General features: G+C 54.4%; 14 protein-coding genes. All 14 read right to left on the bottom strand.

What is annotated here, in order from left to right:
* Positions 1 to 15: 15 nt before the first annotated feature.
* Positions 16 to 480: a RidA family protein gene (locus tag O3S81_RS25495; RefSeq protein WP_269347618.1), complete on the bottom strand. Its 465-nt coding sequence runs from the start codon at positions 478 to 480 to the stop codon at positions 16 to 18.
* An 8-nt stretch (positions 481 to 488) separates the two neighbouring features.
* Positions 489 to 1556 carry a DUF4392 domain-containing protein gene (locus tag O3S81_RS25490; RefSeq protein WP_269347617.1) on the bottom strand — a complete coding sequence of 356 codons (1068 nt, stop codon included), beginning with the start codon at positions 1554 to 1556 and terminating at the stop codon, positions 489 to 491.
* A 21-nt stretch (positions 1557 to 1577) separates the two neighbouring features.
* Positions 1578 to 2573: a threonine/serine dehydratase gene (locus tag O3S81_RS25485; RefSeq protein ID WP_269347616.1), complete on the bottom strand. Its 996-nt coding sequence runs from the start codon at positions 2571 to 2573 to the stop codon at positions 1578 to 1580.
* A 105-nt stretch (positions 2574 to 2678) separates the two neighbouring features.
* Positions 2679 to 3563 (bottom strand): LysR family transcriptional regulator, encoded by an 885-nt coding sequence (locus O3S81_RS25480; protein ID WP_269347615.1) that lies wholly within the window; start codon positions 3561 to 3563, stop codon positions 2679 to 2681.
* A gap of 280 nt (positions 3564 to 3843) precedes the next feature.
* On the bottom strand, positions 3844 to 5769 hold the full coding sequence (locus O3S81_RS25475; protein WP_269347614.1) for a heterodisulfide reductase-related iron-sulfur binding cluster: 1926 nt from the start codon (positions 5767 to 5769) through the stop codon (positions 3844 to 3846).
* 4 nt (positions 5770 to 5773) lie between these two features.
* The gene (locus tag O3S81_RS25470) at positions 5774 to 6727 is read right to left on the bottom strand and encodes an electron transfer flavoprotein subunit alpha/FixB family protein (RefSeq protein ID WP_269347613.1); all 954 of its coding nucleotides are present in this window, start codon (positions 6725 to 6727) and stop codon (positions 5774 to 5776) included.
* A 10-nt stretch (positions 6728 to 6737) separates the two neighbouring features.
* Positions 6738 to 7508, bottom strand: a complete 771-nt coding sequence (locus O3S81_RS25465) for an electron transfer flavoprotein subunit beta/FixA family protein (RefSeq protein WP_269347611.1) — start codon at positions 7506 to 7508, stop codon at positions 6738 to 6740.
* Between the two features lie 24 nt (positions 7509 to 7532).
* Positions 7533 to 7970 (bottom strand): hypothetical protein, encoded by a 438-nt coding sequence (locus tag O3S81_RS25460; protein ID WP_269347610.1) that lies wholly within the window; start codon positions 7968 to 7970, stop codon positions 7533 to 7535.
* Positions 7967 to 9625, bottom strand: a complete 1659-nt coding sequence (locus O3S81_RS25455; protein WP_269347609.1) for a GMC family oxidoreductase — start codon at positions 9623 to 9625, stop codon at positions 7967 to 7969. The genes O3S81_RS25460 and O3S81_RS25455 overlap by 4 nt, the downstream gene beginning before the upstream one ends.
* Before the next feature lie 38 nt (positions 9626 to 9663).
* Positions 9664 to 10734, bottom strand: coding sequence for a branched-chain amino acid ABC transporter permease (locus O3S81_RS25450; RefSeq protein WP_269347608.1), 1071 nt, complete (start codon positions 10732 to 10734; stop codon positions 9664 to 9666).
* Between the two features lie 11 nt (positions 10735 to 10745).
* The gene (locus tag O3S81_RS25445; RefSeq protein ID WP_269347607.1) at positions 10746 to 11660 is read right to left on the bottom strand and encodes a branched-chain amino acid ABC transporter permease; all 915 of its coding nucleotides are present in this window, start codon (positions 11658 to 11660) and stop codon (positions 10746 to 10748) included.
* Positions 11653 to 12387: an ABC transporter ATP-binding protein gene (locus O3S81_RS25440; protein ID WP_269347606.1), complete on the bottom strand. Its 735-nt coding sequence runs from the start codon at positions 12385 to 12387 to the stop codon at positions 11653 to 11655. Before O3S81_RS25440 ends, O3S81_RS25445 begins: the two co-directional genes overlap by 8 nt.
* A complete protein-coding gene (locus tag O3S81_RS25435; protein ID WP_269347605.1) occupies positions 12388 to 13158 on the bottom strand; it encodes an ABC transporter ATP-binding protein in 771 nt (256 codons plus the stop codon).
* A gap of 76 nt (positions 13159 to 13234) precedes the next feature.
* Positions 13235 to 14434 (bottom strand): ABC transporter substrate-binding protein, encoded by a 1200-nt coding sequence (locus O3S81_RS25430; RefSeq protein ID WP_269347604.1) that lies wholly within the window; start codon positions 14432 to 14434, stop codon positions 13235 to 13237.
* Positions 14435 to 14787: the final 353 nt, after the last annotated feature.

Genomic DNA, 14787 nt, shown 5'->3' with positions numbered 1-14787 from the left:
TTGCCGCCCGGCAAGTTAGTCCACCTCTGCTATAGCCTCAATTTCAACTGCCATCCCCGAAGGAAGGGCGTTGGTTCCAAATGAGATGCGAGCATGCTTGCCGGCGTGCCCGAGAACATCACAAATCAGGTCTGAGGCTGCGTTCAGTACGCGGGCCTGTTCCTCAAAGTTATCTGCGCACCGGACAAGACCGCCGACACGAACCATTCTGACAATTCTGCCGAGGTCCCCTTCGCATGCATGTTTGAGTTGTCCCAAAACATTGAGCGCGCAGAGACGGGCTGCGGCTTGACCGTCCTCGACAGACAGATCATGGCCAACTGCGCCTTTATAGAGCAATTGGCCGTTCTGCCGGGGCCCCTGGCCCGCAACGAAAACGAGCGAACCTGTTCGGACATAGGGCAGATAATTGCCCTGGGGAGGATTGACCTGGGGAATTTCGATTCCGAGGTCTGACAACCGGTCTTCAATTGTGTTCATTTGACCACTCATTTCAGCTGCCGCCAGTCCCCGCTATCCCCTTTCCATCCTGTCACCCTGCCTGCAAGTCTCTCCAGGGTATTACGAAGTGTATCAACAAGCCCTTCCCACTCCTGCGCGGAAATACCGTCTACGGCCGGCTCCGGCCCCATGAACATGCCGTCTACACCACCGAAGGAGACACATTGCTCAATACACCGGCGTTCAAGCCCGCCGTCGTGAAACACCGACGGCTTTTCGAGCAGCGCTGAAAGCGCCGCCACAAGACCGGTCGCCCCCCAATTGGAGACATTGGAGACGATAAGATGATCTGCGGCAGTAGCCGCGGCGACGCCCCCTCTCCCTGGATGGCCGCTATCCCTCGCCTTCGGCGAGAACTCTTTCAACTCCTCCGCGATGACCCCCATGCCCAGTTCGTTACCGCCATCACCAATACCAATGAATGGTACGCCTTGCTCTTTTGCGCGCAGGAAGAATTGGTCGAGATCGGCCACGAGTTTATCAAGCGGCCTGCCCCCAAGACCATGGTAGAGGCCTAGATCATTGCGACCTGGACGTTCGATGGAGAGCACCAGTGAGGGTCTCGTAACGTCGAGGAGTTCGTCCGTTATTGCTTTGCAACCCGCATCGTCTTTCGGGACGCTGCGAATATAGACCGGACGAATAAAATCGATCGGCTTTATCTTGCCGTCTTCAGGGAAGGGCAAGGGTGCAAGACCCGCACCGCGGCACGTCCCTTCCATCATTCCGACCCAATCATTGTCGGTGAGGATCACACTTTCAACGCCCAGGCCGAGAAATAAGGCCCGAGCGATGAATGCGGCCCCTACCGGGCCGTCAGTTTCGGGCACACCCGCTCCTTCGGGAAACCCCGTCGCAATGACGACTGGCCCGCCATGGTCACGCACTCGCTCAACGATAAGCTTCGCGGCCGACATACAGGCAAAGCCGGGCTGTCGTTTCTGCAGGGCTTCATAAATCTTTCCGATGAGCCCCACCCCCGTGAGGTCAAGTGTCATGAAGTGTTCGATGGTTTGAGCAATATTCTTGCCCTTAGCGCTTTCCAGATCGAGCATTATCGTTGTCCCGGACAGGTGTTACAGAATGTATGAAGCAAATTTTTCGGCATCGACGTTTCCGCCGCTGAGAAGGATTGCAACCTTCTTTTTCTTGACATCGAGTTTGCCAGCGAGGATGGCTGCCAAGGCCACTGCACCGCCAGGTTCAACCACGAGCTTCAGCTCCCGATATGCAAATCGGATCGCCTCAATGACCTCGTCGTTCGAGACCGACAAGCCACCCGCCAGATGGGATCTGCATATAGGATAGGTGAGATCGCCTGGAACAGGCACTAAAAGGGCATCACAGATAGAATTCCCGGTCGCTGGTGCTTTCTGGCGGGTCCCGCTTGCGAGCGAAAGGGCCATTCCATCGAAATTGTCAGGCTCCACACTGAAAACAGACGCTTGCGGCATGATTGTGTGGACGCCACAGGCGGCACCGGCGACAAGCCCACCGCCCGAACACGGGAACAGTGCAAGATCCAATTCGTAGTCTCGATCTTGAACCTGCTCTGCTATCTCCTGTCCCAACGTCGCCTGCCCGGTGATGACATAAGGGTCGTCATAGGGAGGCACGATCACAGCGCCGGTTTCCAAAGCAATCTTCGCCCCGATTTCTTCTCGTACTTCCTTCGTTTTGTCGTAGAGACGTACGGTTGCGCCGTTAGCCCGGACACCATCGATTTTCGTTCTCGGTGCCTCCTGCGGCATAAGCACAGTCGCCTTTATGCCTAGTTCTTTCGCCACATAGGAAATGGCAAGTCCATGGTTGCCCGACGACCAGGCGACGATACCACCTTCGCGCTCTGCCGGGCTGAGTTGCAAAGCCCTGTTGAGCGCTCCCCGAAGTTTGAAGGATCCCGACCGTTGCAGGTTCTCCGGCTTAATGAAGACCTTGGCATCTGCCAGTCGGTTCAGAACTTCACTCTCGAGTATTGGCGTGCAAACCGCATATTCTGCAATTCGCACTCTCGCTTCCGCGATTTCGGTGACGGCTGGTCTAAAGTCTTTGGGGTGCGGGGTATTCAGCAAATCAATCTCCCAAGGTGTTGTGGGAGGATTAAATCGCGGGAGCATATTGAAGTGAAATTATATTATTCGATCAATTTTCATTAGAGAATTGAATACATAGTCGGTTCACAGCTCCGTTGCCGATGCAACATCCAAAGCGATACCGGCGAGTTGTTCGAATACCTCTCCACGCACACCGTTCTGAAAATAGGCATAAAAGCTCAGTGGCTGCAATTCGATGTCGCTTTGCAGAACTTTCATTTTAGCCAGCGCCTGATCGCTCAATGCCCCTTCGGCGACAAGGGCGACGCCCAAACCGTCCAGCGCCATTTTCTCGATCGTGGAAATTGACGAGTTCGTGAAAATGCGCGGGATGCGACCAATTTCCCTGAAGATGATCTCTCTCAGATAGGTATAGGGATACGTGTTTCGTGGATAGGTTATAATAGGTGTCATCGGCATTGAATTGACCGAGAAAACATCCGTCGATACCAGATCAGGGATTGCATAAAACTTAAGGGCGTAATCGCGTAGCTTTAGACAACTGAAGCCCTCCACGATCGTTGGTCCCAGCATCAACGCCATATCAATTTCACCGCTGCGAAGAGCGTTCAACATCGATGGTGTCACGTCCACCGTCATGTCTATATCGAGCCGAGGGAAATGGCGGGCGGCTTGTTCAAGGAATGTCGCGAGCCAGGTTTGCACGATCGTTTCCGAGACCCCAAGCCTTATCGTACCTTCGAAACGATTGCTGAGTTCGAGATCACGCTCCATCGCTTCAACGTGCCGCAGTAATAATTCCGAATGCCCAAAAAGAACACGCCCAACAGCAGTAAGCGCTATCGGTTTTGCGGAGCGATCGAAGAGTGCTGCCCCTATCACGCCTTCCATCGCCGCAATTCGCTGGGAGATCGTTGGTTGCGTCGTGTGAAGCTTATCCGCAGCGCGGGAAAAACTCCGCAGATGCGCGGTCCAGTAAAAGACTTCGAGACTTCGAAAGCTGAACATGCCTAGCGCTACCTTGCCTGATCACAGATCGTCTGCGAATGCTATTCCATTAAGATCGAACATTGCTTTTCGCCCCTGGTTCGTCATCAAAAACGCTCAAGCCCCGACGTCAGCCTGTGCTTCCAAAAATAAAACCCGGGACGGCTGAGATGAGAATGGTCAAAGATGTCCTTGCATCTAAAGTGGCAACTTTGATGCGCTCCCGGGGAAAATTTGGTTGAGTGAAGGGCGTTGGGAAATGTAGAGAAGAGCTAGGGACAGATTGCCGCCCTGACGGAACTCATGCGATTTCCTCAAACATAAGATCAACGACGTCCACGACTTTAATCTGGTCAGCCAAGCCAAGATTATTGACCGCCGCAGTATACATGACCTTGTCTTTCGGACAAGAAACAACAAAACGCTGAATCTCGCCGAGAGCAATCGCCTCCTTGATACGGTTTTCACTCGGTCGTTCCGTAAAATCGCTGTCATCCATCCAAAAGCGGCCGCCACCGGCACCGCAACAAAAGCTGTTCTCGCGATTTCGCGGCATCTCCAGAAGATCATACCCCGCAGCGGTAATGAGGGCTCGAGGAGCATCGTAATCACCGTTGTAGCGGCCGAGATAACACGGATCATGATAGGTTACCTTGGTTTTATCGGCATTTTTTGGAGGAGCAAGGCGCCCGTCCGTTACCGCTGCCAAAAGGACCGACGCATGGTGATGAACCTCGAAATTTCCACCGAGGGACGGGTATTCGTTCCTGAGTGCATTCAAACTGTGCGGGTCCGAAGTAACAATCCTGTTGAATTGCGCCTCCGACAAGGCGGCGATGTTGTTGGATGCCAAAGCACGAAACGTGCCCTCTTCTCCGGCGCGTCTCACGTCATTTCCCGAGTTACTCTCTCCATCATAAAGAATGCCATAATTCAGTCCCGCGCGATGAAACAGCTCGGCCAAACGGCGCGTCGTCTCCAGGGCGCGGGGATCAAACGCAGCAACGTCTCCGACAAACCAGAGCCAGTCGACCGGTTGATCCCGGGCATCGGGTATTCGAAAGGCAAGATCTTTCGTCCATTTTGCCCGGCTCTTGCCGGGTTTACCAAAGGAATTGCCGGTCTTTTGAAGATTGGTAAATGCCGCAGCCAACTTGGGTTCAACATCAGCGTTCTCCACCAGCATTCGCCGCAGATCGACGATCTTGGGAAGATGCTCTATGTGGATGGGACATTCATCCACGCAGGCGCGACAGGTCGTACAGGCCCAAAGTGCACTTTCCGAAATTCCCGCCTCGTACCGGACTTCTCCCTCCCGTAAACTTTGATCGCGCAATGTCATGATCAAAAGCTTAGGGCTAAGGTCCGAACCGCTGGCCGCAGCGGGACAGACGGCCTGACATCGACCACATTCGGTGCACGCAAGGACGTCAAGCTTATCTTTCCAAGAGAGGTCGATCTTGTCTTCTGCGTCATCCTTTAGAATGCGCTGGTTCGGCTCCGGCAACCAGCCCTTCGGCTCAAGGCTTCGGTAGAATATGTTAGGACCAGCGAGAAGGATATGCCGATGCTTTGAGCCGGGGATATAAACGAGAAAACCCAGAATCGCGAAGATGTGCAACCATCGCGCCGCTTCAAGTGCGATTTGACTATATGGTGGCGATAAAGGGAAAAGCAGGGCTAGAAGCGAGGATACGGGATGGGAAATAGAAAATGGTAGACCCTGGAGCGCGCGCAGAGCGGCGAATTCCACCATCATCGACAGAATGATAGCCAAAACAAAGACATATATGAGCAGCGCGTCGCGCCCATTTGACCCGCGAAAACGACGCGGCTTCATCACATATCTGTGCCAGGCCGCCAATCCGACCCCTGCCAAGACGGAGATGGCGGCGAATTCCTGCAACGCACCGAACCAGCTGAGCGAAACGAGGGAGGCTACTTCGTCAAGAACGGGAAACAGCGCGCTTAATATGGACTGGAACGCGGCGGTGACGAGAAACAGGAATCCGAAAAAGATGAGCCCGTGCAGCAGGCCGGAAAGTGTGAACCGCCGCAATCGCTGATGCAGGAAGATATCCTGCACCATTCCCAGGAGCCGCTCCCTGCGGCGATCATTGCGCGTGGGTCCGCCCGGCACCACTATTGCCTTGTAGAGCCGGAAGTACCTGACAAACATCATAGACACAAATGCGGCAGTGGCGATCCAACCAGCGACCAGAAACATAGAACTATCCGTTCCGCTTGCGAAGAGCTTCACCGAACGCATCCGCGAAGTCAAAGATGTCGCATGTTATTCCCAGGTCGGCCCGGCGGAATATGGGAGCTTTTTCGTCCGTATTGACCGCCACCACATATTCTGCACCGACAATGCCCTCAAGATGCTCCACCGCACCGGAAATGCCCATCGACAAGTACAGTTCCGGCCGCACGGATTGTCCCGATTTGCCGACCTGGCGATCCTTCGAAAGCCAGCCATTATCGATAACCGGCCGACTTCCTGCAATTTCGGCACCCAGGAGGCTTGCCAACTCGCGGAAGGCACCCAGTTTTTCCTGGCTGCCTATACCTCGCCCAACACTTACGATACCGCGGGCGCTGGCGAGATCGAAAACCTTGAGGTCCGGCGGAACGGGCGTCGCCAACATGGGAACGATCGTGAATTGGTCTGTGTCGGAGAGGGCGGTTATTGCGGCGCGACTGTCGAGCGGCTCGGCGGGTGGATAGGCGCCGACGAGAATGATAAGCGACGCAGGGAGCGAACCTGTCGCTTTGCCCACGAGTTTGCCATCATACAGCAACACGTCGCAATTTATGCTGCCGCTGGCGATATCTGCATGCTGCACTCCGCTAATGCAGCATCCATCGCAGGCCGCTGCCGACACCGGTCCCAGTTCCACACCGGCAAGCGAATAGGACATCAGAACAAGATCGGGCGATAGCTGACGAACTGCATTGCGGACGGAAGCGGCCGCCAGAACCGGTATATAGTCCGAGGGAATGGACTGTGGTCGAACGACGGAAGCGTAAGATGCCATCTTCTCCAACGCCGTGTCGTTGCCGTAGAGAGGCAATATGGTAATTTCGACCGCCGAGGCCAACGATCTCGCCAGCGAAATCAGCTCGAGCGTTCCACGCGCTACCGCATCGCCAGTTGTCTCGCCGATAATTAGAACCTGCGTCATCACTTTCACCTCAGATGTAGTTGCGCTCTTCAAGAATGGCCATCAGGCGGGCCGCCGCTTCTGCAGGGTCAGCGATCAACTCGATGCCCTCGACAGACTGAGGAAACTCCAACTTCAAGCTGGGAACATTCGTGCGAAGCCGATCATTGGATACCGAAACCTTTTGATAGGAAGGGTTGGCCATCGCGTCACGTAGCTTGGAACCCGAAATGTAGCGGATGGGGCGGCTCGCTGCCTGCACACCGATGACTGCCTTTCCGGAAAACTCAATCCATGCCCAGTTCCCGCCACCGTATTCCTGGAGTATCCTCAGGCGTGAAGTATCCGGGACATTCACCTGTGTTGCGCCTGCGATGACAGAAAGTTCCAAGGCTGCCGACAGATGTGCGGCAAGGCCCCCGAAAGGATCATCCACCTTTTGATTTCCAACCAGGATCACGTCAAATTGCTGGTCGCTTAGCCAATCGGCAATAGTCTGAGCGGTTGCGGCCGACGAAAGAGCCTGAGCTTGTTCAATGCCGAGATCCAGTTCCACCACGTCATCGGCACCCTTGGCCAGAGCTGACCGCAGAAGGCGTTGTACCCCTTCGTCCGACAATGCGACCGCGGTGACTGTGGCGCCAGTCGCCTCCTTGACGACAAGCGCCTCTTCTAGAGCCTGCTCGTCCGTCTCGTTGGCCTGGGTGTCGGTCCACTCCCGATCAACATCGGTTCCGTCCTCGTTAAGATCCACACCCTCACTGAGATTGGGTACCAAACGCATCAATACGGCGATTTTCATTGCTCTAAACCTTCCTGCAACTCGTCATGGAGTGAGACGACAGATGGTGCCGCGGGCGATAACGCCAGCCAGCATTTCCCGTGTCGGTATCTCGGTTGGGTCATTCTGCTCACGCTCCACCCTTTCCTGGCCCGGATAGCCGAGTACATTGCGAATATCGGGGGTCATCAGGTAGGCGGCAGAGAGCACAAGTCCGATCGCGCGCATTGCAGCGGGATCCTGAGCGTACAAGTGCTTCACTGCCTGGAGCGGCGCCATATCTGTGGAGGCGGCAAGCCCTTTTCGAAGGTCGTCCAGCAGGTCCGGCCGGTAATTCACGACGCGTTGAATGGTATTTTCGATAACCGGCGTGTCTTGCAGCCTCGGCAAACTGTCGTAGGCCGGGATCAGAATATTACCAATTTGTACCAGTCGCGATGTTTCACCGGCGTTCAGAGGACCGGGATCGGAAAGATTGCTCATCGGTTCTCCAACTCTCTGCGCGTTTCAATGATGTTTCCCGCCTGGCGATGGGCGACCGCCATGATTGTCGCCGTCGGATTTACCGCCGCTGATGTGGGAAATGTGCTTGCGTCGAGAATGTAGAGATTGGGGATATCGTGCGTAGCGCCCCACTGATCGGTGACCGAGGTTTCCGGGTCATCTCCCATTCGTGCGGTTCCCAAAAGGTGCCAGCCGGTTTCACGAACCTGCGGAATGACGTGCGTCTCGATGGCACCTGAGGCCTCAGCCGCTTCAACACAGCGTGCGACGTTGAACTCGAGCAACTTTCGCGAGTTTTCGGATACACGGTAAATGACTTTTGGCGCCGGTATTCCATCGCTGTCCGTCAGGTGTTCGTCGAGAACGACCCGGTTATTCTCCTCCGGAAGATCCTCGCCCTGGATGCCATAGAGAATTCCCTTTCCGAAACGACGCAGGATTGTTTCTGGAAATGCCTTACCCCATCTTTCGAAGGGGTCCGAGTGAGCCTCGCCCAGCACGTCGCTGCCGAACATGCCCGTAACGCCAAGCGGTCCACCGGTCGGCATGATGTTCCACTTTGCACCGCGCTTGAACCCGCGGGCGGCGTCAGTCTCGTAGAACTCGTAGGATTCCAGCGACAGCCCAAACGGACCACGCCAACTCTCGAGATTCTCATCGAATATCCCAAGCACGGCGGCATAGGGATGCATCATGAGGTTGCGTCCCAGCTGGTCGGATCTATTGGCCAGTCCATTCGGGTGCTTTCCCGTCGCTGACGCCAGCATCAGCCGGGGCGTACCAACCGCATTGGCACACAGGATGACCACATCAGCTTCCTGCCGCCGCCTGCGACCGCGGCTATCAATGTAAACGACCCCTTTTGCCAACCCGGCATCGTTCAGTTCGATTTCAGCGACCCGACAGTTTGTAAGGAGCTGGGCGCCGGCCCGTATAGCGCTCGGCCAATGCGTTATGTCGGTGGTCGATTTCGCACCTTCCGTACATCCCGTCATGCACGTGCCGCGACGAACGCAAGGGTTAAGCCCGTTATAAGGGCGAGAAGCGATGGCATGAATGCCGGGCCACCAGTGCCAGCCCAGCTTGTTCATTCCCTCAGCGGCTTTTTTACCGACCTTGCCGATCGGAAGGGGCGGCATCAGATGAGAGTCGTCCCTTTCCGGATATGCTGTGTTGCCGGGCAACCCCGAAATTCCTACATCTTGCTCAACCGCGATCAGGTCGGGCAGGATGTCCTCATAGGTGAAAGGCCAGTCAAACCCCACATTGTCCAGGGTCTTCGTGCGAAAGTCTGATGGCAGGAACGGTGCCCAATGCCCACCATACAGGATGGCGCTTCCGCCAACCCCCGCATACATGAGGGGCGTGATCGACGATTCCGAGGTTTCAATCGGATAGTCGGCGACACGGTCACGTATATTGGGATCAGGATGCCACTGCTTCTGATTGACAAGTTCCCATTCGTCGCGAACCCCTGGAAAATCCGCCGCATCCGGCATCGCGCCCTGCTCAAGACAGACAACCGACATGCCTGCCTCGGCGAGACGCTTCGCGGCAACTGATCCTGAGGGACCAGCGCCGACGATCAACACATCAACCTTTTCACCACGAAACGATTTGTTTGTTGAGTTCACAATTGTTCTCCCATCGACAAGTGCGTCGCACCTAACCTTCAGATAGAGCCGAGAACGTCACTTCGCTGGCTGCGAGGCGATTTGTCCCTTTGAAATTTGAACAGCAAGATCTCTTTGCCATTGCTCAATCCAAGTGGCCGCACCACCAACATCACAGCCATGAGGACGCCAAGTCCGAGCTCCTGACTTCCCGTGGGAAGTGCGATAAACCCATCACCTCGCTCAAGCGCGCGCAGCGACTCCGTAACAAGGGTCACAAAAATCACCCCCGAAACAGCACCTGTCAGGCTCGACATACCGCCGACGACGAGCATGGCGATCGTCAGAAAACACAGTTGCAGGTAGAATGGATCAACCGTCAGAATGCCCAGGAAATAGGCATATAATCCACCGCCAGCTCCAACGACTGCGGCGCTCAGCACAAAGGCCAATAGTCGCACGCCGACAAGACTGACACCTGACGCAACTGCTGCGACCGGATCATCCCGGGTCGCCTTCAACATGATGCCAATTCGCGATGTCTGGAAAGCGAAAGCGATGCAAATGGCAATTCCGGCAAAGACCAGGGCGATCCAGGGTTCGACCACGGTGGGAATTCCCGTGATGGAGCTGACGCCGGCCGTAACCGACTCCCAGTTCGAATAGAAACTGTTCACAATCATCAGGAACGCAAAAGTCGCAATTGATGAACCGACGCCGGAAATACGCATAATCGCAATGCCGAGAACGAGCGCGACGCATGTCGATAAGAATACCGCCAGTGCAACTCCGGCCATAAAGGGATATTGATGCAGCCTGAGAATGTCCGGCAGCCCGGAAAGCATGACATCCTTGAAAAGGGGATCGGCGCCCACCCAGGCGGCCGCATAGGCTCCAATGCACATGAACCCGATGTGGCCGAAGGACACAATGCCGGAATTTCCGATGAAGATGTAGATACCGACGACAACGACAATTCTAATCATCATCTCAACAATCGTTGTCGATATAACGCTAGAATCAAAGAATGAAGCCAGAACGACGATGAGGGCAATACAGGAGACAAGAATTGCAGGCGCCTGCCAGTCAAATATCGCCTTGCGCCAAGTATAACGGCTTTCCGTAATCACGATATAATCTCCTAGACTCGTTCGATTGTATTTCGTCCGGGGATCAGACCTGAGGGACGTACCAGGAGAATCAAGATGACCAGCGCAAAAGCAAAGCAGTCGCGGAACCCTCTCAAATCTGGAGGGAGATATGCCTGGAGCATCGTAACGAGGAAGCCGATCAAATAACCGCCGATAACCGAGCCGGCGAGATTTCCCATGCCGCCGACGACAACGGCGACAAACGCAAAAAGTGCCAGGGGAACACCCATCGTATAGGCGACGGTGGCTGTTTGGGTCGTGTAAAGCAGGGATACCGCCGTCGCCAGAACGCCGCTGATGACAAAGGCGAGACCAATGACCAGATTGCCTCGGATACCCAGATACTGCGACATACGGAAATCTTCGGAAGCAGCCCGCATTTGCTTCCCGTACTTGGTCCATTTCAGGAACAGGATCAGGCCCAGCATGAGCGCCATGGTCGCGATCATGGTCACAAGCTGAAGGATAGGAACCCGCAACTCGCCCAGCGCGAACTGCTGGTTAAGATTGTTCCACAAGTTTACGCTTTTGGCTCGACCGCCGTAGATTGTCAGAATACCGTTCTGAATAATGTAGCTTACTGCAAAAGACGCGATCAGCAGCGTCGGCGATGCGGCGCGCCGCAACGGTCTAAAAACTGCAATATCCGTAAGCAATGCCGCAACGACGACAATAAGACAGATAAGCGGAATCATCAGGTAGATGTCGAAGGACCCGATGAACATCTCGGCCGCCACGTTGGAAGACGGAACGATCAGAGCATAGGCGCCTATCGTTATGAGATCCCCATGGGCGAAATTGATGAGCCGCAATATTCCGAAAAGAAGACCTATACCCAGTGCGGTCAAAGCGTAGATGCTGCCTAAACTTAACGCATCGATGCTGTATTGCAGAAATTCAACCATGACCGTTTCCCTCAAAGCCGAAATATGCACGTCGAATGCGCTCACCGTCCTTCAGATCATCTGCGCGCCCATGCAGTTGAATCTGGCCGGAGCGAAGAACGTAGATTCGATCTGCGTGCTTCAGGATACGGTTGGATGACTGTTCGTTTATCAGAAGGGTCAACCCGTCGCGGTCCCGTAACTCTGTGACGATACTGTAGATTTGCTCGACAATCTTCGGCGCCAGACCCAGTGAAGGCTCGTCGATCAGCAGGAGCTTCGGCTTCGTCATGATCGCTCGTGCTATGGCGAGCATTTGCTGTTCACCTCCGGAAAGGCGGCCTGCGGGATAATTCAACCGCTCGACCAGCCGGGGAAACAAGCCCAATAGCCTATCTCGATCTGCTCTAACCGCCTTCTTGTCCGTGCGCCGATGGCTCCCGATCATCAAATTCTCGTCGACGGAAAGGGATGAAAATATATGTCTTCCCTCCGGGACAAGCGAGACGCCCATGTCGGCCAGCTTTTCAGGGCCAAAGACCGCCGTATTCGTGCCGGCCAAATGAATGGCGCCTTTGGTTGCCTTGACACCACCTGCGATGGCGGCCAGCGTTGTGGACTTACCGGCGCCATTCGGGCCGATAATGCACACGATCTCATTCATGTTGACCTCAAGGGAAATACCCCTCAGAGCGATCATTCCATTGTAATGGACATGGAGATCATCAATTGCGAGCAAGGGCGTCAATTACTCCTCCATCCCGAGATAAGCATTGATGACGGCCTCATGGCGCTTGATCTCTTCAGGCGCACCCTCGGCCAGGGTCTTTCCTCCATCGAGCACATGAACCCGACCACATATGCTCATCACCAGATGCATGTTATGTTCGATCAGCATTACGCTACAGTCGAACATCTTCGGCATTTCGCCGATAATTCCCATAAGTTCCTCGGTCTCAGTATCGGACATGCCGGCGGCCGGCTCATCCAGCAACACAAATCTCGGCGAAACCATCAATGCCCTCGCGATACCAAGACGGCGCTGGTCGGTGTAGGCGAGGCTAGACGCCAAATGATCGTATCTGTCCTTCAACCCTGTCCAATCCAACAGCGCTCGGGCCTGCGCCCTCGCCTCCCGACTGCCCATGCCAAGGGCAACACCGGTGACCAGTGCGTTCTCAAGGACGGTCATATCTTTGAAAAGGCGTCCGGCTTGAAAGGTACGCGCGACGCCTCTTCGCCTGAAGGTTTTCGCGGTCCATCGGGTGGTGTCATGGCCATTAAAGAGAATTTGACCTTCGGTCGGCTTTTGAAAGCCGGTAAGACAGTTCACGAGCGTTGTCTTGCCTGCGCCGTTCGGACCGATCAGGCCGAGAATCTCGTTACCCCCGATCGACAACGTCACATTCGAGATCGCGGAAAGTCCTTGAAAGCGCACCGTGAGATTGTTTACGGTCAACTCACGACGAGCGCCATCGGCTCCGAAGGTATCCTTCGCAAAAAGCTTCGATAACAACATGTATTACACTCGATTGAGCGTCAATTTGGCGCGGCGGCTGGCAACGCCAAATTGATGCTTAGTTAGTTGTATCGGTTCACTTTTTGGTTCTGTAGAGAACCTCGGCCGGGATGTCCGTCGGAATACGCCATTCCTCCACAAACGCTTGTTTTCCATCCGCATAACCCGTTATTAAAAGAGGTGATCGCGTCTGGATGTGAAGCTTCGGGCTGAAGCTCCGGAGGCCAAGTACTGTGGGAACATCCGAATAGGTTTCCAGTTCGGTGACGACAGCTTTCGTGTCGGTAGTTCCGGTTGCTTCGACGGCTTTTCTCCAGAGGTCAAGCCAGGCATAGATCGGATAAGGATACTGTGTACTGGGCACAGAACCGTACTTCGCTTTGAACGCTTCAGTAATTTTGTTGACTTCCGGGCGGCTATCGCCCTGAGGAAGCGCAGACGTCGGAAGATAGAAATCCTTCAAATCCGGAACGGAATTGACCCAATAGGTTCCGTCCATTGAAGTGCCCGACATGATGGGAATAGTAATGCCCGCTGCGCGAATCTGCCTGATAACGCTTGCTGCTGGCGTACCGCTAAAGCACACCATCACGTTATCAACCCCGTCGTTCTTGACGGCCTCAGCAAGTCGCGTTACCTGGGCGTTGACGGCAGCGTCGGTAAGCTTGAATGAATCGCTACCAACTACTTTCGCTTTTGAGCCAAACGCCCATTTGTATCCCGCACAGACTGATTTCGAGTATTCGTTGATGTCATCGATGAGTTCATAACCTTTTTTGAACCCTTTCTTCTCGATGCCCCAGTCGGCCATTGTAGCCCCTTCCAACTGAGCAGCAACGGCGGAAGTGAAAACCAGTGGGCCAATGCCGACAACGCCCATTTTGGGGTCGCCTGCGCCAAGGGAGACAGAGACAACGCCCGCCTTCTGGCCTTGCAGGGCGGTCGGAGAACCGTAGTCATAATCCGCAGACACGATGAGGAGATCAACTCCTTCGGATACGAGCCGTTGGCCAGCTTTCGCGGCTTCTACCCGATCCGTCTTCGTATCGGCCGTCAGAAGCTTGATCTTTTTGCCGCCAATTCCACCCGATGCATTAACCCGCTCAATCCAGAGCTCGGCCATTTTGGCACCATCGCCGTCATAAGCCTCCATCCAGCCCGTTTTCGCGTAGGCCATGCCGATGACAATCTCCCCGTCCTTTGCGACAACCGGGTTCGAAAGCGTCAGCGTCGAGACCGAAAAAAGTGTTCCTGTAACAATCGCCGAAATTTTCATAGTTCCCCCTTTTTTTGAACTATACAATTCTCGTTACATGGTTTTCTTCTGACTATATTAGAATAAGTCGCATATTGTTTTTTAAACTTCTTAATGCGACCAAATCATTTCACAACCGAAGATTTTTATCCTGTGTATATTCGGTATTTCATCCTCCGTATGTCGGTTTCTTTGATTGAATGTCACGAAGATCATTTTGGAAAATTATTTTATCTAATGTCGAACTATAGGTTTTCCTTATATTGGGACGACTTAACGTATTTAGACTCGGCTAATACGTTTGTTAGGAAAGTCGTTGGCGCGCGATCTTGAGGCGCGCAAAGTCTTCGCCGGCATGGTGAGAAGACCGTGTC

The sequence above is a fragment of the Agrobacterium sp. SOY23 genome (assembly GCF_027212525.1).
GTDB classification, from domain to species: domain Bacteria; phylum Pseudomonadota; class Alphaproteobacteria; order Rhizobiales; family Rhizobiaceae; genus Agrobacterium; species Agrobacterium tumefaciens_I.
Note: the sequence above shows the minus strand (reverse complement) of the source record. Positions and strands in the feature narration are given on the sequence as shown.

Bases quoted from the DNA above. Each gene is read 5' to 3' on its own strand.
- O3S81_RS25445 (WP_269347607.1), bottom strand. From the start codon at position 11,660: ATGGTTGAATTTCTGCAATACAGCATCGATGCGTTAAGTTTAGGCAGC.
- O3S81_RS25465 (WP_269347611.1), bottom strand. From the start codon at position 7,508: ATGAAAATCGCCGTATTGATGCGTTTGGTACCCAATCTCAGTGAGGGT.
- O3S81_RS25430 (WP_269347604.1), bottom strand. From the start codon at position 14,434: ATGAAAATTTCGGCGATTGTTACAGGAACACTTTTTTCGGTCTCGACG.
- O3S81_RS25475 (WP_269347614.1), bottom strand. From the start codon at position 5,769: ATGTTTCTGGTCGCTGGTTGGATCGCCACTGCCGCATTTGTGTCTATG.
- O3S81_RS25490 (WP_269347617.1), bottom strand. From the start codon at position 1,556: ATGCTCGATCTGGAAAGCGCTAAGGGCAAGAATATTGCTCAAACCATC.
- O3S81_RS25435 (WP_269347605.1), bottom strand. From the start codon at position 13,158: ATGTTGTTATCGAAGCTTTTTGCGAAGGATACCTTCGGAGCCGATGGC.
- O3S81_RS25495 (WP_269347618.1), bottom strand. From the start codon at position 480: ATGAACACAATTGAAGACCGGTTGTCAGACCTCGGAATCGAAATTCCC.
- O3S81_RS25480 (WP_269347615.1), bottom strand. From the start codon at position 3,563: ATGTTCAGCTTTCGAAGTCTCGAAGTCTTTTACTGGACCGCGCATCTG.
- O3S81_RS25460 (WP_269347610.1), bottom strand. From the start codon at position 7,970: ATGAGCAATCTTTCCGATCCCGGTCCTCTGAACGCCGGTGAAACATCG.
- O3S81_RS25470 (WP_269347613.1), bottom strand. From the start codon at position 6,727: ATGACGCAGGTTCTAATTATCGGCGAGACAACTGGCGATGCGGTAGCG.